Genomic DNA, 22,305 nt, shown 5'->3' on the forward strand with positions numbered 1-22,305 from the left:
CGTGCGGAAGGGGTCCCAGGGCGCACCATCCCGAGAAACAGCCGGATCGAGGATCTGGCAGGGCTCGAGGGTGGAGGGGCAGGTGACCGCCTCCAGGAGAACCACCAGCCCCTCCTGATTTGCCTCAGCAATCAGCTACCCGGCCTCAGCAGGCGTCCAGTCCGGTGCCGCGGCGAAGCCGGTGGGCAGGATCCCGCTCGGGAGCCGGGGGGCAGTGCGAGTGACGACGATGGTCAGAAGTTGGCCCCGGATGGATCGGCGTAGCTAGGTTCGCGGGGGTGTGGCACCGCCGAAGCGGGAGGGTGGCGAAGTGAGTGGCGATGACTGGTTCCGGACGTCCCGGTGGGATGCGTCCGAACGTGAACTCTTCGCGGCGCGGCTGGCGCGGGCGCGTCCCGAGAGCCGCGCCCAGTACATCCGCCTGAAGGCCGAGGCGCTTCTTGAGGGGAGCGACGACGAAGTGCGGGCCGAGGGGGCCCGCCTCATGCGCCTCGTCGTTTCCGACCACCCTGACGATCGCCTGGAGGTGACCGCAGCCCACACCGCCCTCGGCCGCTACCACGAGGAGATCGGACACGCTGCCGAGGCGGCGGCCGCCTACCGCGCCGCCCTCCGGGAGGAGGGTGAGAACATCACATCAGGCTCTGACGTGCTCCTCGCCGAGCTGATCCTCCGTGAAGCCATGGCCGGCCACTACGCGGAAGCGAAGACCCTCCTCGACCTGGTCCTCGCAAGAGATCCGATCTTCCGCACGGAGCAGTTCCGGTACGCCGTCGCGCGGGCTCGACTCGCCGACCGGTGCGGCCGCCCCGACGAAGCGGCCGCCTTCGCCCTCGGTGCACTCGGCTTGCTCTCAGGCAACCGTGGCGTGTCGCCACGCCACCCCGACGTCGGAGTGATCATGGCGGATGACGCGACCGGCGCAGAGTTGGTGACGCTCGCCGACCGCGGCGCCGCCGCCGCCGTCTCCGACCTCGTCGACGCCCACCGCGACAGCACGGGGGCCGTGGCGTGGGACTGGCCCCTCATCCGTCGCCTGCTGAACGAACCCGACGACCCCGAAGAGCAATGGCGTCGGGAGTTCGAGGCGGCGAGCGCCGACCTCGTCGAGGAACTGCGCGCCGCCGGGTTCGATGTCACGGATCTCTCGGAGTGGTCTCGGCGGAGGCTGCCGTCCATGGCAGCGGTCCGTGCCGCAGTGCCGATCCTGGTTCGGGCCGTCGGCCGCACCGACCACCCTGGTGTTCTAGTCGCGATCGTGACGGCACTGACGGACCCACGTGTCCGCGCGACCTCGATCGCGACGGCGCCGATCATCGACCTCTTTCGACGGGTCACGGACCGTGGTGGCGCCGGGGACGACGGCCTCGCCGACCTCACCGCCCGGGCTCTGGCGATCCTCGCCCGCGACGAGCACCTCGAGGACGTCGCCGACCTCGTACGGGACCCGCAGCGGGGGCGTCACCGACTCTGGCTGTTCGAGGCCGTCGGCCGCATGAAGAGACCCGAAGCGGTCGAACTGTGTCTGGAGATGCTGGGCGACGACGAGATCCGCCCATGGGCGGTGCGCCCATGGGCGATTCGGGCGTTGGGTGATCTCCGCTCGGAGCGTGCCCGACCCGCGCTCGCCGAGATCGCCTCGCGTCCCCGACCACGGACCCGGAATGACAAGGCCGAGGCGGAGCGGACCGTGATCGACCTCGCCCGGCGCGCCATCGAGAAGCTGGACGCGGCACGGGCACGCCGAGACGACGCCCCCTGACCGTCCGGACACGCGGAGAGGCCGGCGGCGGAGCAGGCTGGTCAGCCCCCGATATGGTCGCTCGATGCGCCTAACGCTCGGCGGTCTCTGGTGGAGGTGGCGGCACGGTCGCCGCGTGCAGTCGGACGGCGGCAGCGGCCTCGTCTATGAGGGCTACGAGCACGTGCGTCTGGACGGCTACCGGTTCATCATCCTCAAGTGGTTCCGGCTGCCGGACTCCGTGACGACGCCGGCTCACGCCCTCGAGTTACTGCTGCGCGACGCCCACTACCGCGACGACTACGACACCCCGGACTCCCAGGACTGGGACACCCGCACCCGGCACGGCCCGTTCAGGGTCGACGCGATCACAGTCCAAAGCTTCGAACCGGTGAGCGCCGCAGCAGCGTCGCGGGCCCTCCAGGATCTGGCCGACCTCCACGGCGGGCCGTCGCCGGAGGTCGCCGAACGACTGGAGGACCGCGTCCTCCGCGTCGTCGCCGATGCCCCGTCGCACTGGCGGTTGCGGGACCCTGGGCCCGCCGGCCGACACGACTTCAGTCACATCCTCAACGACTTCGTGGAAATCGTCACAGTTGATCTCGACGAGCGCGTGCTGGTCCTCGTGGTGGGAGCGGAGGACTGACCCCTCCGCCTGCCGGCGCCAACCCACCACGGTCGATCCCGACCCCGACGGACCGCGGACGCCCGGGCATGGACGGAGGTTCAATCTAATGGGGCAGACTCATCGGGTGGAGATGGCCCCGCTTCACCCTTCATTCCCGCAGGCGCTTCGCGCGCTCTGGCAGTGCGGGTACATCCGCTCGGACGGCCTCCCTGACGTCGGCGTGGCGCTCCTCACCGCCGGCTACGACACCCCAGAGCCCCTGGATCTCGTGACCCTGTATCGCGAACCGGCCGCTACCAATGCTGCTGAGAGAGCCGCTCAGAAGGCGTTCACCTCGCTCGGTGCACCCCCTACCGGGGAGACGGATGCGGTGAGCGCCGTGGTGGCCGTGGTCGCCGGCGGAGTCGCCGCGGGCACGGCCACGCCATCGGACGGGCTCCGACACCTCGAGCGACTCTGGCGCCGACTCGACTACCCGAATGAACCCGCGGAACCCGTCGACCTCGCCGTCATGGCGGACGAATGGAGCGAGGATCGGGCGCCGTGTTCCCACATCGCTACCCGGGCGGAGATCGAGATTCTTGCCCCCGCCGCCTGCGAGCGGCTCCTTTTGAAGTTGAACTACCTCGGGTGGATTCCCGACCCGGTAGCCCTCGACGCGTTGTCAACGGTCCCCGCCGAGTTCGAATTTCGAGTGCAGTAGTGGAGCCAGGACACAGACAACCCGACATGCGCTCCCCTGCAGGCACGGCGTGACGGTCTGGGCGTGGGTCGCGGGCTTCATCGCGAGCGTGGCGGGGGCGTGGGTCGGCGCCGGCCCACTCGACTCGAACGGGACTGCGGCGGTGATCGGTATCGGCGTCGCCCTCATCTGGACGTGCTTCTACTGGTTTCGCCTCGACCGGACCGAGTGGCCTGATCTCAGTCTCGGTCAGTCAATCGCCCTCGCGATGGCGGTGGTACCGGTCGGCATTGCACTGTCCTTCGCGCTCGGGATCGCGGACGACCATAAGCTCTGGTTCTGCCTGAGCGTCGCGGGAGCAGTAGAGCTCCTCGGGGTACCGACGACCCGTTTCAGGGTCGATCAGCCCGGGCGCGACTGGGACTAGCCAGAGCGAGGCACCGCGATCGACGGCTCGCCCGAGGCGCTCTCAGTGCTGGGGATGCGCAGGTCGAATGCAAGGGCGCGTACCGCCGCGCCTGTCGGGCACGAGGAGAGGCTTGTTTCACCCGGCGCCTGCTCGGCTAGAACCACTCACCTTTGGCGCCTTCGCTGGTTGGTCGTGACCAAGGGGGCTAGCCCCTGGTCGCCACGCCGGTGCTCTCCGCAGGGCCCATCCGCGTCACATCGATCCGATTCAGCAGCGCGGGAGTGTGGGGCCCCCCACTCGCGTACTAGATGCCAGAGATGCCGCACCGCAGCGATAGAGAGTTGGTTGACGCGATCCGAGCGGGATCGGGCGATGCCGCGGACGTTCTGTTCGCACGGCACTTCCGGGGAGCCTGGCGCGCCGCTTACGCGGTCCTCGGCCGCCGGGACGCCGCGGACGACGCCGCTCAACAGGCGGTCGAGAGGGCGATCCGCGCCTTGGACACCTTCCGCACCGATGGGTCGTTCGGCGCGTGGATCCGGCGCATCGCGATCAACCAGGCCATCGACATGGTGCGCCGGGTACCGCGCGAGGACGCACTCCCGGACACGCTGACGAGCCCCGACCTCTACCGGGAGGTCGATGAGCGTGACGCGCTCGTCGAGGCCGTCGCACGTCTCGACGACGACCGGCGCGTCGCGGTGTCCCTGCGGTACTGGCTCGACATGACGCCGAGCGAGATCGCGGAGGCCCTCGACGTGCCTGAGGGGACCGTGTCATCGCGGCTGTCCCGGGCCCTCGCGGAACTCCGGGATCACATGGGGGTGACGGAGCGATGAGCGACCTCGACGCACGCCTCCGCGCGATCGCGCAGCGGCTGCCCGAACCCGACGCCGACGCCACCGACGCGGCACGCGCCGCGATGCACGCCGAAAGGCGGCAGGCGCCGTGGGTGTCCCGCCCGAGCCCGCGTCGGTCCGCGTGGCGGCGCTCCCGACCCTTCCTGTTGGCCGCGGCGATCGCGGTAGCGGTCGCGGGTGGGGCGCTCGCGGCAAGCGGTTGGAGCGTCCGCGACCTCCCGCCCTTCGGCAGCGGCGACCAGGACGCATACGTGCTGCCCGCGACCGACATCCTGCCGGGCGGGTACGCGCGCACCCGCCCACCCCGCTACTCCGAGTTGCCCGAGCGTCCCTCCCTGCTGTTCCCTGCCGGGACGAGCTACACCGAGGCCCTCACCGCGTACAGCGCGGCCCGCGCCCAAGGTGAGGTCCTGCCCAAGGGGGTGGCGTTGGACGACCCCTTGCCCGCCGGCAAGGTGGTGATGGTCCGCGACGACGGAAAGCTCGCCCTTGATCCGGCCGCACCCTTCGGCTGGTCAACCGTCAGCGGCCTGGTCAACACCCTGCCCTTCCGTTTCGACGGGAACCCCATCGCCATCGCCCGATGCCAGTTGCTGCTCGGCGCCGACGACCCCGAGTCGCCAGCCTGCGACGGCCCGGGCCGTAGGACCTATGTGCGCGAGGGGGTCGCCGGACGTTGGCTCCCATCGGGTAACGAGGAGGACATCGCCGACCCGCTCCTCCCCGCCAGCACCGAGTTGTCGGTCCTCAGCGACCCGACGCTTCCGACGGTTCCCCTCGACGAGGTGATCTGGGCGACCCCTGTCGCCCACGGAGACCCTCAACCGACGCGCGCTGTGCTGGCACTCGAGACGGACGACGTCCGCCTCGTCGTCGTGACCTTCCCGGGGGACCGCCTGTGCTTCGTTGAGATAGAGCGCCTGATTGGCGGCTCCCAGTGCGGTGCCGGCAGCACGTTCTTGTCCCGCGGCGCCAGGCTCATGGGTGGCCGGCGCAGGGGCGGCCCGATCCGGGTCAGCGGCTTGGTAGGCGACGGGATCACCGCGGTGCGCGCCGACGACGGACGAATCGTGCCGGTCACCAACAACGTCTTCACCCTCTCCCCCGCCGACGACGTCCGCCGACTCACCTTCACCGGCCCCGTCGGCACGTTCTCGCTGCCCTTCAACACCCACGCCGACGCGCCTAAACAGTTCACGCCCGACCGCACACGCGAACGCCAACTCATCGGCGTCGACCTGCGCGGCGGCGGCCGCGCATCGATCCGCGTCGCACCGAACATCGGTGGCGGCCAGTGCGATTGGGTCTACGTCAACGGCGACGTCAGGAGCAAGAGCTGCTCCCGGCCCGGGGACCCGCCCCTCGGCTACGACGTCGTCACCGGCGGCTTCATCCGGCGGATCGATCGAGTAGCGAACCTGTTCCAGGGGCGGTTCGCCCCGCAGGTCGCCAGCGTCGAGATCGCCTACGCCGACGGAGACACGACGCGCCTCACCCCGGTCGAGGGCCACGTCCTCTACGAGGTCCCGGCGCGGCACATGACGCCGAGGCGACGGGCCACGACGATCACCACCTACGACCGCGCCGGAGTGGCCCTCGCCGAAACTGACGTCCCCTACCGGGGATGACCTCGGACTATGGGACCCCTCCCCCTCATGCGCCCAGGTCCCGTCAGCCGCAGCCGAGTCTCTGGCGGTGTCGAGCACTGATCGCCGCACGCGCTCAAGGGGCCGCTACCGGCAACCCTCGCAGCTCGCTCCCGTAAGCCACGCGACCACCATCAGGACCACCAAGACCAGTACCGCGATGGCGATGATTGACCTCCCCCGGCCTCCCATATGCGGACCTTAAGGGCGGCCGCGGACAAGCCCCGCTGACCCAGGACCGAGTGCCTGGCGAGACGGGTTAGCCGCGGTCCACTTGCGCGTCATGGGGGCGACGCACCCCCTGCCGCCTGCTCGAGCCGGGCCTGGAGAGCACGCCATCCGCGTCCCGTTGCCGGGACCCGAGCGCGGCAATCAGCGATCCCCCGGGCGGCGCCCGCGAGCCAACTGCGGATCGGCGGATGGTGGTCTGCGAAGTCCGGGCTCTGGAGCTCCGCCTCTGGGTTGGCAGCCGAGACCCTGATCATCAGCGCGTATGCCGCACGGGTCGAAGCGGTGACCGGCCGACTGACGCCTCCGCAGGTTTGAGGGCCGATCGCCTGTGCGTCGCGAAGGGCCGCAAAAATCGCGGTAGCGTCCCCTGGAGGCACGGCCGATCGATCGTCACCACAGGCAGTGAGGCCTCCACACACGGCCACGACCACGAGGCGCGGCGCCCAGCCGGAGCCCCTTCGAAGTGGTGGAGCGAAGCACTCCACGCAGGCTAGTGGCAGAGCGCGGGGCGCTCACCCGAGCCTGATGCTCGCCTGAGGCGGGACATCGGGGTTGCGGTCAGCCTGCCAACGCACCTGGAACCCGCCGTCAGCGAGCCCATCGGTGGACGGGATGACGCCGGCGATGGGAGTTGGAAACTTCGAGACCGTCTCAGTGGGATCCCAGGCGCCTGCGCCGTCGTCGAGGCGCGAGCGGATCTCCTCATGAACGGGGACGCCGTCGGGACGGGTCCCGCCGAACGTCCACGCGACGAGGGCTCGACCGTCGGCGCTTATCGTCGCGGCCGCAGCCCACGAGCCGCCACTCCCATCCGGGGGTGAAGCAGGCAGGGAACGCCCGGCGAGCGTCCGAATGGGGCCGAGGGCGCCGTCGCGGTCGATTCGCTGCGCCCGCAGTTCGGAGCGGCGACCCCCGCCTGTCACCTGTTCCGTGACGACCACGGCCTCGCCGTCGGCTCCGGCGGCGATCGCTGGCTGGCCGGTGATGGAGCCTCCGGGGACGGTCTGGGGATTGCTCCACCCCGCCGCGGCGGCCCGGGCGACGCGGAGCCGCCCGTCGCCCACTTTCCATGCCGCGGTGGTGGTGCCGTCGGGGCCCGCGGCGACGGTCAACTCGCTCGCCTGGGACCCCGTGGGTGCGATGGCCCGCGGCGTCGACCAACGGCCCCGTCGGTCGAGGGTGGACGTGAGGATCCGCCCTGGGGCTCCCCCTCGGGGAAGCGCCGACCAGATCAACCGTGTCCGCTCCCGCCCGGGGACAGCCACCAGACCGCCGCCTGGCAGGTACCCATCGCCGCGCGTGCGGCCCGCGACCCGCGCGAACGTCCAGTCGCCGCGTGCCGACCGGGAGGCGGAGCGGACTTCGGGGTGGTAGCTGCCGTCACGGCGCTCGCTCCCCGACCAGACGACGGTGACGCGACCATCGTCGCGGGCGGCGGCGAGGACCTCGTTGATGCCGTTCGTGCCGCGGGAGAGGGTCTGCACCTCACCCCACGACCCGTCGGGTCCCTGGCGGACCGCCTGGACGAACGCGAAGACGGCACCGCCCGGGCGATCCCAGAGGGCCCAGACCGCCGTCGCGACGCCGTCCCCGCCGACGACGACCCGCGCGCCCTGGATGGGTGTCGGGCTGGCCTCCGCGACGGGTACCCCGGCACCCCAGACCCCCAGGGAGTCGCGTTCCGCCGACATCACCTGCGCCGCGGCCCCGGCACCCCGGTCGACCCAGACCGCGATCGCCGTCCCATCGGGCCGGGCGACGGCCTCCGCATACGACGGTGGGGCGGGAACGGGCAGGACGACGGGCGGACCCCAACCGGCCGCGGGCCGGGAGGGGATCGTGGTCGCCTCCTCCCCGCCGCCGCCGCACCCTGGGGCGAGTAGGACGCCAACCACCACGCAACCAGTCGCGGCACTCGCGAACCGCCTCATCCGCGCTCCCCCCTCGGCTCTGGATCGCGGACGGCCACCCGCACGTCCCACCCCCTGCCCCTCGAGCCGTCCCGCCCGAACCCGACGATGACGACCGCCGCCGCCCCCGACGGCGAGGCGGCGATGCCGCCGAAACCGAACTGCCAGCCCGTGCCGTCCGTGACGACCTGGGGACGTCCGAAGGGGCCGCCGCGCGGCCAGTCGCGCACCTCGATGCCTGCGTGCCTGGCGAACGCGCCGAGGAGGCGCCCGGCGCCGTCGGACGCGAGCGCAGGCTGCGCCCGGCTGTACTGGCCGACGAGTCCGCCGCTGCCGTGGCCGACGGGCGCGCTCCAAACACTGTCGTCCGCCACCGAGTACTGGGTCGCCGCACCCACCGACCAGTGGGCGACGGCCCTCCCGTCGCCGTCGATGGCGACGTTCGGCGCGTACGCCGACCGAGCCGTGGAGGAAAGGCGCACCGGTGCACCCCACTCGCCGGCGGCGTCGGCTCGCGCGGCGGCGATGTGGGAGGGAAGTCCGAGGTTGGTCGATAGGTACGCCACCGTCGCCTCGCCGCCTCGGCCGATGGCCGCAGCAGGTTGGGGGGCCTGCACCATGTCCCCCGCAATGACGACGGGATCCCCCCAACCGTCACGGTCGCCGCGAACGGCCTCCACCGAGTAGACGGGCGCCTGGTAGCCGGCGGGTTCCTGCTGGGCCACTCGGCGGCCCCACGTCAGCACCGCCTCCCCGCCAGAGTCCGCGGCGAGGGCAAGCTGCAGTGGCTGGCCCTCCCCCGCCTCGCCGACGGCGCGGACCTCGTCGAGGGTTCCCTCAAGGGCGACGCGGCGTGTCTCGACGCGGTCGGCGCGAGCCCAGGCAACGATGAACCCGTCGGCGGTGGCGACGACCCTCGCCTCGGCGGCGTCGCGGCGGTTGCCCCCTGCCTCCGAGACATCGACCGGCGCCTCCCAGGCACCGCCGGCGGGGCGGCGGCGGGCGACCAGGACGTAGCGGCCCCCCACACGGCGGGTGATGACCCCGGCGAGGGATCCGTCGGGGAGCCGCAGCACCCGTCGCTCGACGCGGCCGTCGCGGCGTTCCTGCCAGACCGCCAGCGCCGAACCATCACCAGCGACCGCGACCTCCGGATCCCCAGCCGGCACCCCCTCCGGCGACAGACGCACAGGCCGGCCCCAGGCCCCCCCTGCCGGGCGACTCGACGCCTCGACGGCACCGCCACGTGACCATGCGACCACCACGCCACCCGCACCATCGATCCCCAGGCGCGGCCTCGGGGGACCGCCGTGGCCGCCGCTCAGCACCGTGGGCGGCCCCCACTCGGCCGGGGGCGCCGCCGCGGCGGCCTGCTCGCCGCGGTCCCCCCCGATCACCCCCGTCGCGTAGGCGACCGCGCCGCCCCCGGCGAGGGCGAGCAGTGCGACGCCGAGGAGCCGGCCGCCCCGTCCACCGAACGTGCGTCGCCACCCCTCGGGTGAGCGGGCCCGGCCATGACCGCGCGGCTCGGCCTGGAGCGCCGCCCAGAGGCGCTCACCGGTCCCCGGTGGCGGCTCAGCCTCCGGGGGACGCCCGCGACGGAGGCGCTCCTCGAGGTCCCTCACGCGTCACCCCCCTCAAGGAGTGCCCGCAGCTCCGAGAGGCCCCGGGACATGCGCGAGTTCACGGTCCCGATCGGGACCCCAAGCGTCTCGGCGATCTCCGCCCCGCTCAGATCGAGCCAATACCTCAGAACGAGCACACTTCGACGGTCGACGTCGACGCGGGCGAGAGCGGCCTGCAGCGCCCGGTCACCGCCGGGCTCGGCGTCCCAGGCACCCACCTCGAGGGCGGCGTCGATCGGCAGCGTCCGCCGCTCGGCCCGCAACAGGTCGATCGACCGGTTCACGGCGATCCGCGCGATCCATGCTCCGAAGCTCGCGCGCTCCCGGTCGAACGTCGCGAGGTGGCGGAACGCCCGCTCGAAGGTGTCCTGGGTGACGTCATCCGCCAGGTCTTGGCGCCCGGTGACGGTGTAGGCCCTACGCCACACCATCCGCCAGTGCCGGGTGAACAGGGCACCACGCGCCTCGGCGTCGCCGTCGAGGGCGGCGGCGACCAAGCCCGGATCCGAGAGCGCGTCCACGTCCACACACTCCTTGACGGGGCGGACACCCAGATCCATCCCGCACCCCGTCAGGTCTGCTCCCGCTGCGTTGGCGGCGAGGGCGACGCCTAGGCGACGGTGGAGTATCCGCAGCGGCGGCGGGCGAGGGCGGCTTGCAGCACTGCGAGCCGCTCAGCGTGCGCGACGAGAGTTCAGATCTTCGAGGGTCGCCTACCCAGACCACGTGCCGCGAGCCGCACCAGTCCGAGCCGTGCCCGCCAGCGCCAAAGCGCGCTACCCCCGGTTGCCGGCAGCCGGTCGCGTCGCTCGGCGTCTAGGCGGCGGAGCACCGGCAGCAGCCCCCCGGCGGCCTCTGCACGGACGACGAGCTCGGGATGGCGTTCGTCGCAGAGCAACGCCAGCCACGGGCGACACCGTGCGTCACTCCAGACACGACCGGCGACCTGCTCCAGCGCCCGGCTGGCGAGGACGTACTCCCTCGCCGAGACAGCTACCCGGTTTCGTTCGACGCTTGCACCCTCGGCCGATGCCGCGCGGACGTATGCCTCTGCTGCGAGCTGAACGGCGGTGGCCATCTCACCGAGTGCGCGCAAGTCGTTTCGGCGCTGCTCATCGAGGGCGACCCGAAGGGCGTGGCGGGAAACGGACCGGGCGTAGAGAGCGACGCCGAGCGCGAGGAACCAGAGGACTACGCCGACTGCAGGAAGCATGACCCGAGCTTCTCACCCAGGGCGGACCCCGTCGAGCAGCGGCTCGCTTGACTTCCCTGCGACACCCTCCGCCGGCGAGAGAGGAGGGGTCCTCTCTGCTCCGGAGCGACGACACCTATAGATCGGGACCCCCGGGCGGCCGCCGGGGTCCCGCAAAGGAATGGGGCGTGTCGGGAGTTCAGATGGGTCCCGGCGTGTAAGTAGTCCGAGTGGAGAACGCAGACGACAACGATCTTGTGTCCGGGGTACTCGGGGGTTCGGAAGACGCGGCTCGGGCGCTCTTCGACCGCTATTGGCCGACGGCTTGGTGGACGGCCTACTCGGTCCTCGGCGATCGGGCGGGCGCGGATGACTCTGCACAGGAGTCGATCGCCCGAGCTTTCTCGTCCCTTGCTCGCTTCGACACCAGTCGGCCCTTCCGCCCTTGGCTCGCCCGGATCACGGCGAATCACTCGATGAACGTGCTTCGTTCCCGACGGCGGGAGATCCTGGTGGCCGACCCCAGTCCCAACGGGCACCGTCCGGATCACGCCGAGCTTTCCGGGGATCACGATCTGCTCATCGCCGCGATCCGCCGCCTCTCCGAAGATCGTCGCGTGGTGATCGCGCTCCGGTACTTCGGTGACCTCGAGCCCTCCGAAATCGCCTACGCGCTCGGCGTGCCCACCGGGACCGTGACCTCGAGGCTCTCGAGGGCCCTGACTGAGCTTCGCACCCTGCTGGAGGTCGCGCGCTAATGAGCGACATAGAGGAACGCCTCCGTACTCTGGCCCGCGCCATCGGGGGACCCGACCCAGCGGCAACCACGGCCGCACGGAACCGCATCCAGGCCCTCGCCGTCGAGGCCGCTCGAAACACTGGGGCCCCGGATGGCCTCCCGACGCCTCGCCGGCGCCGTGTCGGTCGGCGGAGGGGCCTGGTGGTGTTGGTGGGCGCGGTGATCGTCGGCGGGGCGACCGCGTTCGGCGTCGCCAACCTCGGCGGCGGGGGCCCTGCCACCCCCGTCGCATGCCAGCTGTTCGCAGACCGGGGCGCAGGTCCCCAGCAACTCAACTTCTATGCGCCCGCGAGCGGCGTCTCGAATGCAGGCGATGCTGTCGTCAGCTGGGTGGCACGCGGCGGCAGGATCCAGGCAGCCACGCGTGTAGGCGACGGCGCATGGGGTCAGGCGCAGGCCGTCTCGCCGCAGCTGCCGAGAAACTTCCTGCCACGGTCGCTGGCGCTGACCATGACCGCCGATGGCGACGCTCTTCTCGGTTGGACGAGTAAGGCGACGCAGGTGGTCGATTGGACGCCCGCAGCCGGATGGGGCTCTCCGCGAACCCTTAAGGACCCGACATACCGTTCTATTCCATACGAACCGCCGCGACTGGCGACCACTGATACTGGCAACGCTTCTGCGCTGTGGACGGTGGGTCGCCGAGTCGGCTACGGAAGCAGCGGCGAGGCCTCGGTCTCTGATCCCTTCCCTGTCCTGGCGCGCCGCGCACCGAACGGAGAGTGGCGAGTTGTTGCCGCCTTAGGCGGCCCTGAGGGACGCGGTCCCAACGTTCCTCCCGCCGGGCTGAGGGCGCGGTGGAACTTCGCTCCCGCGGTGGCCTTGGCCGACAACGGGACGATCACCCTCGTCGGCTCCGGGAGCTTCCCCGGGACGGCGTGGCAGAGGCTCTCACCCTTAGGGGGAATCGAGGCCGGGGGCTTCGCCGACCGGCGACAGAGCTACGACGCGAGCGCAGCCGGGGTCGACGCGCATGGGAACGTGACGGCACTGTGGATGCGGGGCACGAATCTGGTGGCCGGGACCCTCAGGGCCGGAGCCCGGACCTGGCGGGTCCGGGTCATTGCGAACACCGGGCTCTACAGCCCCGACGTCGCGTTGGCGGTCAGCCGCGGCGGCGATGCGGCCGTGGCGTTCCGCGGCCGGGCCCGCGGCGTCCGCGGGCCACGCTTCCCCTCCCGCGCCCCCACCGCTCGCGTCGACCGTGACATCCAGGCTCTGACCTACAGCGCCGCAGACAGCCGCTGGAGCCGAGCCGTTCGGTTGTCCGCCACCGGCGTCCCAGCCACCGCACCACGCGTCGCCATCGACGGTTCAGGAAGAGCGACGGTCGCGTGGGCTGAGGGCCCCAACAACGGCCAAGGACTTACGCGCATCAAGGCGGCCGACGGATCATCCGGTTCATGGAGCCAAGCCGTGACCGTCAGTGACCCAGCATCAGATCCGATCGCACCGGCCCTCGCAGCCTCCGACAACGGTAGAGCGACGATCGCGTGGACCGGATGTCGCGGCGGCAGCGCCGGCGTCTACTTCTCGGAGAAGGCTGGGACGGAGTGGTCGGAGCCCCGGGTGATCGGCTAGGTGCAGCCATCCGCATTGTTGACGTTCTCCGGCTCGCCTCAGGGAGTGATGGAGTAACCAAACCTTCTTCGGCCCCCTGCCTACTTCGGGTTGCCAGCCGCGATTGCCTTCTGGAGGGTCTCGGCGAGCTGTCTGGCCTGAGGCCTGTCGAGTAGTGAGTCGATGACCCGGATGGGCTCCCATCCGCGGCCTGGGTCGGGGAAGCCTCCTCCGACCCGATTCAGCTGATCGGCGACGGCCTTCCGTGCTTTGGGGCTCATGCCGTCGATGGTGCGATCCATCGCCGCGCCGAACTCTCCGCCGTAGCCCGTCGTCTCGAATCTCTTGATGGCGGTCTTCAACCTTCTCGCCGCGTGGGACTCGAACTCGGCTCCCGCGGCCACCAGCCGCCTCTGGGTCGACGCCTGCTGGAGTGGCAGGAGATCCCAGATCTGCGGATGCTCCACGCCGATCTCAAGGATTGCCCGGTCGAAGGACATGTAGAGGCGGGTGCCCCCACCTTCCAGCGGCACCCGGATGATCCCGTAGAGGTCTCGGAGCGCGTCCTTGGCGAACTGTTCGGCCGCCCCGACTGCGGCGGCCGGTCCTTTGACCTGGGTGGATGTGAGCGGGTGGTAGATGCCCACCTCCACGTCGACCCCATCCAGCTTGATCTTGAAGGTATCCCGGCTGTAGAGACCGCCGAGCGCATCGGCCGACTTCTTGAACTGGTCGCCGAGCAGCGCGGGCGCCGTCACGTCGCGTTTGGTGGCGAGCTCGTAGTGCTTCTCCCAGTCGGGCCAGATGCGGCCCAGCTCGGGTCGCCGGGCCTCAACGATCCGGTTCGCCGCTTTGAAGTTCACGGCCTCGTAGATCCACGCGGCGACGGCGTCGCGGTCGGGTACCGCCGCGGAGGACAGACGCTTCGAGACCACGTAGCGGGCGAGCTCTCCCGGCTCGAGCTCTAAGCGGATGATCGCAGCGACCCGCCGGCCATCTGCGCCGCGACCGAGGTGGGCGCGCGCGATCGCCCGGTCGAACTCGCGCTGGAGGCTGGGCTCCTTCTGCAGGAGCTCAGTCGGGAGGCTCAGAGCCTCGTCGATGTGGATCCGCTTGCCCTGCTTCGCTCGGGAGAGGACGTCAGCGAGCTTGGGGTCGAGCGGCCCGGCGGGCGGGGCATGCGGCGTCGTCGGCGGTTCGAGGCTCGCCTTCTCGAGCTTCTGGGCGGCTCCCTTGGCCTTCGTGTCCGGAATCCCGAGGGCCTCGATCTCTGGCGCAACGCCGGCCTTCGCCCTCGGGAGGAGGGCCTCCATGGTCTGCGCGACCTGCTTGCTGGCCTTGCCGTGGGCGAGCTGGGTCGTCTTCTGGAGCGAGCGCACACGTGCGTAGGCTCGGACGGCTCTTCCTGATTTGAGGACGGCGGAGCAGAGGAACCCGAGGCCATCGGTGACTGCTCCGATGGCATCAAGGAGGGCCCAGAACGGTGTCGGACTCTCCCTGAGCCCTGATTGCTCCGGGTCGATGGCGCTGCTGGCGAGCTCGACCTCCCGCCCGTATCCGTGCAGACCGGCTCCTGTCAGGGCCAATCCGACCAACTGGACGACCACGAGGGCGAGGCCGTCGGTCAGGAACGTCAGGGGGACCATCACGACGCCGATGACTCCCATCACCGCCTCGACGGGCGCCGGCGTCTCCCTGACGATCGCGATCTTCTCTTCGATGCACTGGGCCTCGAAGCTGTCCTCGGCGTAGCCGATATCCCTTGCAGCCGTCCTCACTGCATGCGGCAGCTTCCAGACCAGCTCGGGGTCGCTCTGCAAGCGTTCTCTAAGCGCCGCCGTGGAGGTCTTGACCGTCTTGAGGGCGCCTGCGGTGTAGTCGCTCAGAGCGACCCGGTCTCGCGGAGGGCTTGTCCCGAGGTCCTCGAGGGGCACGTTCTCGACGAGCCGGGCGGCGACCGGGTGGAGGTGGCAGATCCGAGCACGTGCGATCAGGTACTCGGCGAGGAGCCGGTCCTCCGGTGCCTTCTGCTGGGCGGCGTCGGCGCGCAGTTGCTCGAGTTGCGCCGCCGGCAGGTCGGCATGTCCCTTGCCGAGCACGCGCTCGAGGATGTCGGGGGTCAGCAGCTTCTCGGCGTCCTCGGCCCGCCGGGTCTGTGGGTCCGCCGCGGCTGCCTTGAGCTCCAAGAGGGCCCTCAGCAGCTTCTTCAGCTCCGCGGCGTCCTCGTTGCCCTCACCGAACACCGATTGGGGTGGGACCCAGATCTCGAACTGGCCCGCCCCGGGGGCCGGTTGGAAGCGTTTCAGCCCGTAGCGGCGGAACTCCCGGTCGGCCTTGTCGTGTTCGCTGCTCAACATCTCGGTGGCGGTCTCTACCGCGGGGGCCACTACCGCCGCGGCTACCGCGTCGAACCGTGCCAGCAGCTCCGCGATCACCTGCCTCAGGCGACGGGCGGCAGGGTCGCCGCTATCGCCGACGCGCTCCGTGAGAGCGAACTCGAGGCGTCGCCGGCGGTTGCCGGGATCCACGGGTTCGAGCATCCCCGTGGACGAACCGGTCCTCGTCTCCGCGTAGGCAGCCAGTTGCTCTGCCGCCTCCCGCTTGGCTCTCTTGGATTCCCTCTCCTGGGCAGCGAAGGTCTCCCCAAGCTCGAGTCCGGCGACCAGCTGCTGTAAGCCGTCCATGCCGGCGCCGGTGAAGACCTGTTCCAGATAGTCGGCGAGTTCGTGCTCGGGGACCGGCGTGATCTTCTTGCCGGCCACGGTGAAGACGAAGCCGATCTTCGGCGGTTCCGGTCCGGGCACGCTGGTCGCCCGCTCGGCCGCCTCGGCGACGAACGACGCCAGCTGTTTGCCGGACTCGACGCTCGGAGGTCGCTCCGGGGGAGGCTCGATCCGTGTGACCTCGAAGTGCGGCAGCTCGAGCAGGGCGGGCGCGTCGGTCATCGTCCGAGCTCAGGCCCGGTGCGAGTGATGTGGCGGGGGGAGTGGGCCTGCCGACCCCGCTGGCATCAGCCGGGAGGCGGTGTTCCGCCCGCTGCGCCGCCGGTGGGTGCTGGGGCGGGTTGGGTTCCCGGTGGTGTCGTGGGAGCCGGGGCGCCCGCGGGTACGAGGGCCTGCCTGGCGTCGTCGAGGCGCAGGGTGATCCCATCGGCGGGGTGCAGGGGGTCGCCGAGGTCTCCCGAGACGATCCGGTCGGTCCTGCGGGCCGCCTCAGCGAGGGACTGGAGCGCCTTCGCCTCGCGCTCGATCAGATCGATGCGCCGCGACTCTTCGATGAAGTCCTCGCAACCACTGCATCGCCCGAGTCGCATCTTCACCCGTAGGCCGGGCGTCGGCAGTCGGGTGAGGGGCCCATCACCGGCATCTGGCCCCGTGCCGTCGGCGGGGGGTGTCGCTGCGATCGCGGGCGGCGGGTCGGGGACATCCGCGATCAGCTCGTTGAACCACGCATCCAGCTTGACGCTCACTCCGCGCGCCAGGGGAACCGCGAGCTGGCTGCCGTTCATCGCGATCACGCGCGGCTCGAAAAGGCCGACCGGCAGGTTTCCGCCGGTGGAGTCGATGATCCGCTGCAGCTGCTCGGAGGGAGGGAGGGCCTGGAAGAGGGCGTAGCGGTAATAGTCGCGGTGGTCGGCCATGTGGGCGAGCAGGGCATCGGCCCGCTCGGAGGCGTTCGCGAGATCCACGAGGCTGAAGGCCTGGTCCAGGCGATCCACCGCCTCGGACTTGTCCTGGGACTTGTTCGCGCTCTCGATAGCCTCCTTGGGCGTTCCGAATCCGGCGGTGGCGGCGCTCCTGGTCTTCGCCTCGTTGAACTTGCGCATCGCCTCGCGCAGGTCCTTGAGGAGGGTGGGAAGCCCGCAGTCGTCCGGGGAGTAGAGGCCGTGGTCGCGGCAGGTGCCGCTCCACCAGGCCCAATCGCCTTCAGCTTTGAACTCGCCGCTGCGCCGGATCATCGTTGAGATCGCCAGTTTCTCCTTCTCGGCGTCCGGCAGTCCGATCAGGCCACCGAGGCCCGGTATGTCGTTCTCGGGAGCGCAGGCGAGGATCGACACTGCCGCCTCGAGCTTTGGCTTGCTCTTGGCGTCGAAGGTCACCTTGGCCTGATCCTCCAAGGTGCTGGTGAGCGAGCTGGAGGTCGCCTGCAGCATCGTCCAAAAGATGTAGCGGCGGACGGCTCGCAGATCAGACTCACTGGGCTTCCGCCAGAGCGCGAAGGTGCGCATCACTTGGTTGGCCTTCGCCTGACCGTCCTGGATCGCGCTCTTCGCGGCGGCGATCACCTTGTCGAAGACCGCCGCCACCGCGAGCTCCTCCGCAGTCGGAAGCGGGTCCGCTCCCTCGGCGAGGTCCGTGCCGGTACCTGAGGCGCTGGAGTTCGAACCCGTCTGGGCGCTTGCAAGCGCGGCCTGGGCGGCCTGCGCCGCGAGGCGGTCCTGCTCGGTCTTCTCCGCAGCTGCGGCGGCCTGGGCCGCGAGGACCGCAGCCTGCTTTCGGATGATCTCCTGAGCGGCTTCGTAGGAGGCCAGCATCCTCAGCGCATCGAAGCCGTCGGTCAACGCCGGGTCGAGGAGGGAGTTGCGGAACGCTGTCTCGTTGCGCCGGACCAGGGGCCCGTCGATGAAGGCGATCGACAACGGGTTCTCGATCAGGGCGACCAGCTGGGCGCGGTCCTTCCTGAGTGTCGTCTCGACCCGGTAGGCGGCCATCACCTCGTGGTACGTGAAGGTGAGGTCGTGGCACATGTTCGGGTTGCGGATCCGGTGGGTGGTTCGCTCCTCGCTACCGAACTCGCGGCTCTCGGTGATGTGGGAGACCCGGCGCGAGGAGACCGTCACCGCAGCCTTGCTCGCCTGCTCGGTGAGGTTCTGGGTGGTGCCTTTGGCGGTGTTCGCGATCGCGGTCTTGGTGCCGCCACTGACCTGTCCGTTGGCCGTCACCTCCGCATAGCCACCCTTCACGGTCGCCGACAGGCCCGCCTGGCCGTTCAGCTGGAACTCGTTGTTGGTCGCCATCTCGCGGACGACGTCGTCGGTGTCCTTGCTGCTCGAGGACATCTCGAAGGTCTGGGTGCTGTCCATCTGGCTGGTGCGGTCGAGGGACTTCTTGGAGCGGTCCCAGGTGAAGGTCTCGATGGTCAGTTCCTGGCCGGGGATCAGGGTGAAGCTCTTCAGCTCACGTCCCTCCTCGATCTTGGCCAGGGTCCAGGTCTGCACCCACGGGAGGAAGAGACTCACGACGACCGGCGGAAGTTCCCTGGGGATCTCCTGCGGCGCGATGATCTCCCACGCGTCCACGGCGAGCGCCTTGCCCTTCGGGGCCCAGGGGATCTCGCCGATCTCGAGCATGGGCTTCTTCACGGCGGCGCCACCGGCGATCGGCGGCAGCGCGCCGTTGCGGGTGAGTGGCAAGGCCGGCCCGCTGGACTCGCGGTGGATCGCGACTCGCCTGCCGGCGACGACGACCTCGGCTCGGCCCTTCAACAATTCCTTCACCTCGCCGCCGGTGAGACTGATCGAGAGCGGCGAACCGGAGTCGTCGAGGACGAACGGGTCCGCGAGGAACCCCGGCAGATCGACGATCTGGAAGTCCTCGGAGGCGAGGGCAACCTCGGGCGCGCTCGAGGGAGGGGCGAGCTTCAGGAGCCGTGGCGGATCACCGGTCGTCTTCGCCATCGTCGGCCGGTCGGCGATCAGCGCCTCGATCTGACCATCGGCGAGCTCGACGGTCACGTCGCCGTCGGCGACCCTCACCCTCCGCGATGAAAGGACCTCCGCGACGGCGTCCTCGTCGAGGGCAATCTCGGCTACCTCGGGCTCGATGTTCAGGAGGATCGACCGTCGCCCCCCGTCGGGGGTGGAGCGCGATGCGATGACCGTCGCGCTGCGCCCCGCCGCGAGCTGACTCCGAGTCACCTCGTCCAGCTCGAATGTGAACCGGTGGGTCGCGCCGCCCTCAACGATCTGGGCGGACCCCTTCGCGTCCCCGAAGGGGTTCACGGGGGTCTTTCGCGTGTAGGTGGCCTCGTCGAACGCCCGGAGGTGGATCTCCCCGTCCCCATTCACGAGGTCCAGGAGCGGCACACCACCGAACTTGCCGGCCAGAATCCCGGCGAGCTTGCTCGGGAGTTCCTGCACCGTCAGCTGATCGCCGAGGCCGGCGTGGAGGATCGTGTCGAGCTTCTGGCCTCCCGCGCCGGGCACTTGGAGGGTGATGAACTGACCGAAATCATGGGTGATCGTGACCGGGCCCTCGTCGAGCTCCGCGCCCCCGCAATCGGGCCGTGGAGTCTGCGCAGAGACCAGGCCGCGAAGGGCCTGGACGCGACCCACGAACGCGCGAGATCGAGCGTCGAGGGCATCTAGGCCGGTGCCTTCCGGTCGGGTCGCACCCCGCCCGTGCACGCGTTCGTCCTCTGACAGCCCGTCTCTGCGGGTGTCGGGGGGGCCCGGCGCCACAGAAGACCCGCGAGATGGCCGGCCCGCGGGCGTGACATCGGTGGCCCCAGAGGCGCTGACCGCCCCGACGTCCCTGCCGGTGGCTGCTGGGGCACCGGCGTCGCCGGAGTGGTCATCTGTACCGGGCACTGAGTGACTCCTCCGCGGGGTGCTCCTCGTCAGCGCGACCTTCCCTGGACCCCGCCCGCCCCGTCCAGAGGGCCCCCCCGCGAAACAGCCGGAGGACGCCGGCGCCACCACACGTAAACGCCGAAATCTCCCGATCTGACAAGGGCCACTGGTGTCTGCGACAAGCAGCCCCTAGCCCAGTTAGGACCTCTCCAAAGCCGGTCATGGCCTCTTCGAGGGGCGACTCTTGGCTCTCAGCGCAGAGGCGCTGGTCGGGTGCCGTTCCCGACCTTCACACCACCACCTTCGATCGGTGGCAACGAGGAAGGAAGCTCTGCCCACCGCGAAAAGAAGGAATCCAGCGCGTGCTCTCGTTTGCTTCTTTATTCGGCTGAGGCCGCCATCTTTCCCGCCACCTGGGACTGCGTTCCCGCCCCAGAACCCGGGTCGACCAAGGCGGTCCCGAGAAGCACCCGGGACCCACCACGACGAGCTCAAGACGCCCGGCACGCCGCGCAGTCGCCGCCACCAGACGCCGAGCTATCCCGCGGCGGACTGCCGCCGGATTGAGCGGCCGAGTTCACGGAGGATGCTCACCGGAGCAGGCGATGGTCGAGCGGGTGCGACGTCCGCCTCCTGACTCTGTCCTGCGCAACTACCGGACGGCCTAACGGCCGAATTGTCGCCGCCTCGACCGCGAGTCGCGGCCATATCCGAGGTTTGTGCGCACCAAGGGCTCTTTGCTGGAGAAATCTCCCCTTCGTCTCGGAGAACGAGACAGGGGTGGCACACCCTCAGGCTTCGGGGTGCGGCCCGTGACGCCTGGCCATCCTGGGTGGAGTGGACCGGTTCGTTGACACTCCGACCCCTTCGGGTGACGCCGCGGGGAACCACGTCCCGCTCAAGGGGCCACAGAAGAAGTGCGCATCGGGAGAAAAAAGCCCCCACCTCGCGGCATTCTTGGTCTTCGCCATGCGGATCGGCTGAGCCGGCAATTGGACGAGGCCAGCCTTAGAAGTCGAGGGCGACGTCCGGCTCGGCCGGTCGCCGCACGCGGCGGCCGATGACGGCGGCCCTCGCGGCCTGGGCGTCGGCGGCGAGCCTCCGCTCGTCCCGGGCGAACAGCGGGACGCCGACGAGCGCCGCCAGCTGGAACGCCGTCCCGATCGAGACGCCCGGATGACCTTGCTCGACCTTCAGCACGGTGCCCTTGCTGACGCCAGCCCGTCGGGCGAGCTCAGCGGCGGTCCACCGACGCTCGGCGCGCGCGGCCCGCACCTGAGCGCCGAACAGCTCGACGGCGTCCTGAACCACCTCTAGGAAGACCCGATCGCGACCCATGTGGTTCAGATTAGCCATCCTTACGCGATGTAGGAATCACTATCCTGAACCCCAGAGGTGCTTGGTGGCGCCCCTTCGGGAAATGGGGCAGCCGCATGGCGCCATGCACGGGCGCTGGCCGTCGCGACGGTCCTCAGCGCAGCCAACGCCTCCGGGCCGCGGTGATCTCGGCGGGCGAGATCTCACCGTGTTCGGCTTCCCACTCAGCGACGGCGTCGAGGGACTCGACCCGCCGCGCCTCTCGATCGACCAGCGAGGCGACGAGTGCGGACACATCACCGGAGAACTCGCCGTCCGCCAGGCGTCGAACCCGCTCGGCAGTCAGGTCGGAAACGGAGATGTAGAGCCTCTTCGCCACCCGGTGACCGTAGCGGGGAGCGGGGGATGGCGCTGCGTCGGCGATAGGCATTCCGGCCGCCGCGCTCGGCCCATGGACCCCGAGCGCAAAGCTCAGGAAGATCGGCCGTGAGGGGCTCTCGGGCTCACGCCGGGGCCAGCTCGCGCACCTGAGGTGGCGGCGGCCGTCGTCCGGTGGTGTTCTGACTCCGGAGCCGGAGCACGCGACCGCACGGGTGGCGGTGCACTTCGGAAGGCTGGAGGCACGCGGGCCGGGCGGATCTCATGACTGGGACCGGCCGCCGCGCCGTGGCCACTGGGACGGCTGCAGCTCACCGGCGAGGGCCGCGCGGTATGACGGCACGTCGGTGAGGTGCATGCTGACGAGCACGAGGTAGCGGTCGGCGGTGTGGACGTCCATCACCATCCCGCCGCGCCGCGCCGCCCGCAGGCGCCGCTCGGCCGACTCGGCGTCCATCCCGAACCGCTCCGCCGCCCGCCGGGCGAGCTCTCCGAGCGACAGGCCGTCGCGGCGCATCTCGCGTTCGATGACGCCCATCACCTCGTCGCTCCAGACCCACCGCGGGGTCACCATCACCCCCGTCGTCGCCACGGTGCCCTCCCTGTCGCGTGTCCCGACGGGCGGTCACCCGACCCGACCCGACCCGACCCGGCCTCTTACGGACTACTCATCCGTAAGCCCCCTGCTTCCCGGCGGTGGCGACGGAATGTGCGATGGACCACCGGGAGGCGGGATGGAGCGGGAGAGGGGGGCGT

The 22,305-nt window shown here is 70.5% G+C and carries 17 protein-coding genes; 8 read left to right on the forward strand and 9 right to left on the reverse strand.

What is annotated here, in order from left to right:
* The first annotated feature begins 310 nt into the window (after positions 1 to 310).
* From IU369_RS22060 to IU369_RS22085, 6 genes are all read left to right on the forward strand, one after another.
* The gene (locus IU369_RS22060) at positions 311 to 1,762 is read left to right on the forward strand and encodes a HEAT repeat domain-containing protein (protein WP_217924594.1); all 1,452 of its coding nucleotides are present in this window, start codon (positions 311 to 313) and stop codon (positions 1,760 to 1,762) included.
* A gap of 115 nt (positions 1,763 to 1,877) precedes the next feature.
* Positions 1,878 to 2,387 carry a hypothetical protein gene (locus tag IU369_RS22065; protein WP_217924595.1) on the forward strand — a complete coding sequence of 170 codons (510 nt, stop codon included), beginning with the start codon at positions 1,878 to 1,880 and terminating at the stop codon, positions 2,385 to 2,387.
* A 106-nt stretch (positions 2,388 to 2,493) separates the two neighbouring features.
* The gene (locus tag IU369_RS22070; RefSeq protein ID WP_217924596.1) at positions 2,494 to 3,072 is read left to right on the forward strand and encodes a hypothetical protein; all 579 of its coding nucleotides are present in this window, start codon (positions 2,494 to 2,496) and stop codon (positions 3,070 to 3,072) included.
* Positions 3,073 to 3,121: 49 nt separating this feature from the next.
* Positions 3,122 to 3,478 carry a hypothetical protein gene (locus IU369_RS22075; RefSeq protein WP_217924597.1) on the forward strand — a complete coding sequence of 119 codons (357 nt, stop codon included), beginning with the start codon at positions 3,122 to 3,124 and terminating at the stop codon, positions 3,476 to 3,478.
* Positions 3,479 to 3,777: 299 nt separating this feature from the next.
* Entirely contained in the window at positions 3,778 to 4,299 is a 522-nt protein-coding gene (locus tag IU369_RS22080) for an RNA polymerase sigma factor (RefSeq protein WP_246551631.1), read from the forward strand.
* Positions 4,296 to 5,948 (forward strand): hypothetical protein, encoded by a 1,653-nt coding sequence (locus IU369_RS22085; RefSeq protein WP_217924599.1) that lies wholly within the window; start codon positions 4,296 to 4,298, stop codon positions 5,946 to 5,948. The genes IU369_RS22080 and IU369_RS22085 overlap by 4 nt, the downstream gene beginning before the upstream one ends.
* A gap of 761 nt (positions 5,949 to 6,709) precedes the next feature.
* Here IU369_RS22085 and IU369_RS22090 read toward each other — a convergent pair.
* From IU369_RS22090 to IU369_RS22105, 4 genes are all read right to left on the reverse strand, one after another.
* Positions 6,710 to 8,092, reverse strand: coding sequence for a hypothetical protein (locus tag IU369_RS22090; protein ID WP_217924600.1), 1,383 nt, complete (start codon positions 8,090 to 8,092; stop codon positions 6,710 to 6,712).
* 32 nt (positions 8,093 to 8,124) lie between these two features.
* Positions 8,125 to 9,732, reverse strand: coding sequence for a hypothetical protein (locus IU369_RS22095; protein ID WP_217924601.1), 1,608 nt, complete (start codon positions 9,730 to 9,732; stop codon positions 8,125 to 8,127).
* The gene (locus IU369_RS22100; protein ID WP_217924602.1) at positions 9,729 to 10,253 is read right to left on the reverse strand and encodes an RNA polymerase sigma factor; all 525 of its coding nucleotides are present in this window, start codon (positions 10,251 to 10,253) and stop codon (positions 9,729 to 9,731) included. The genes IU369_RS22095 and IU369_RS22100 overlap by 4 nt, the downstream gene beginning before the upstream one ends.
* 173 nt (positions 10,254 to 10,426) lie before the next feature.
* Positions 10,427 to 10,945 (reverse strand): hypothetical protein, encoded by a 519-nt coding sequence (locus IU369_RS22105; RefSeq protein ID WP_217924603.1) that lies wholly within the window; start codon positions 10,943 to 10,945, stop codon positions 10,427 to 10,429.
* A 209-nt stretch (positions 10,946 to 11,154) separates the two neighbouring features.
* On the opposite strand from IU369_RS22105, the gene IU369_RS22110 reads away from it, so the two are divergent.
* Positions 11,155 to 11,682: an RNA polymerase sigma factor gene (locus tag IU369_RS22110; RefSeq protein ID WP_217924604.1), complete on the forward strand. Its 528-nt coding sequence runs from the start codon at positions 11,155 to 11,157 to the stop codon at positions 11,680 to 11,682.
* Positions 11,683 to 12,539: 857 nt separating this feature from the next.
* Positions 12,540 to 13,304: a hypothetical protein gene (locus IU369_RS22115; protein ID WP_217924605.1), complete on the forward strand. Its 765-nt coding sequence runs from the start codon at positions 12,540 to 12,542 to the stop codon at positions 13,302 to 13,304.
* 80 nt (positions 13,305 to 13,384) lie between these two features.
* On the opposite strand, the gene IU369_RS22120 is transcribed toward IU369_RS22115, so the two are convergent.
* From IU369_RS22120 to IU369_RS22140, 5 genes are all read right to left on the reverse strand, one after another.
* On the reverse strand, positions 13,385 to 16,228 hold the full coding sequence (locus IU369_RS22120) for a hypothetical protein (protein WP_217924606.1): 2,844 nt from the start codon (positions 16,226 to 16,228) through the stop codon (positions 13,385 to 13,387).
* 65 nt (positions 16,229 to 16,293) lie between these two features.
* Positions 16,294 to 19,617, reverse strand: coding sequence for a hypothetical protein (locus tag IU369_RS22125; RefSeq protein WP_217924607.1), 3,324 nt, complete (start codon positions 19,615 to 19,617; stop codon positions 16,294 to 16,296).
* A gap of 1,245 nt (positions 19,618 to 20,862) precedes the next feature.
* Positions 20,863 to 21,192: a helix-turn-helix transcriptional regulator gene (locus IU369_RS22130; protein WP_217924608.1), complete on the reverse strand. Its 330-nt coding sequence runs from the start codon at positions 21,190 to 21,192 to the stop codon at positions 20,863 to 20,865.
* Positions 21,193 to 21,325: 133 nt separating this feature from the next.
* Complete coding sequence (locus IU369_RS22135; RefSeq protein WP_217924609.1) at positions 21,326 to 21,550, reverse strand: hypothetical protein; 225 nt, start codon at positions 21,548 to 21,550, stop codon at positions 21,326 to 21,328.
* Between the two features lie 261 nt (positions 21,551 to 21,811).
* Positions 21,812 to 22,141 carry a hypothetical protein gene (locus IU369_RS22140; RefSeq protein WP_217924610.1) on the reverse strand — a complete coding sequence of 110 codons (330 nt, stop codon included), beginning with the start codon at positions 22,139 to 22,141 and terminating at the stop codon, positions 21,812 to 21,814.
* Between the last annotated feature and the right edge of the window lie 164 nt (positions 22,142 to 22,305).

Origin of the sequence: Miltoncostaea oceani, assembly GCF_018141545.1 — a bacterium.
In the GTDB taxonomy this organism is placed as follows: Bacteria; Actinomycetota; Thermoleophilia; order Miltoncostaeales; family Miltoncostaeaceae; genus Miltoncostaea; species Miltoncostaea oceani.

Coding starts and splice junctions, on each gene's coding strand:
- IU369_RS22080 (WP_246551631.1), top strand. CDS start 3,778: ATGCCGCACCGCAGCGATAGAGAGTTGGTTGACGCGATCCGAGCGGGA.
- IU369_RS22085 (WP_217924599.1), top strand. CDS start 4,296: ATGAGCGACCTCGACGCACGCCTCCGCGCGATCGCGCAGCGGCTGCCC.
- IU369_RS22105 (WP_217924603.1), bottom strand. CDS start 10,945: ATGCTTCCTGCAGTCGGCGTAGTCCTCTGGTTCCTCGCGCTCGGCGTC.
- IU369_RS22120 (WP_217924606.1), bottom strand. CDS start 16,228: ATGACCGACGCGCCCGCCCTGCTCGAGCTGCCGCACTTCGAGGTCACA.
- IU369_RS22130 (WP_217924608.1), bottom strand. CDS start 21,192: ATGGGTCGCGATCGGGTCTTCCTAGAGGTGGTTCAGGACGCCGTCGAG.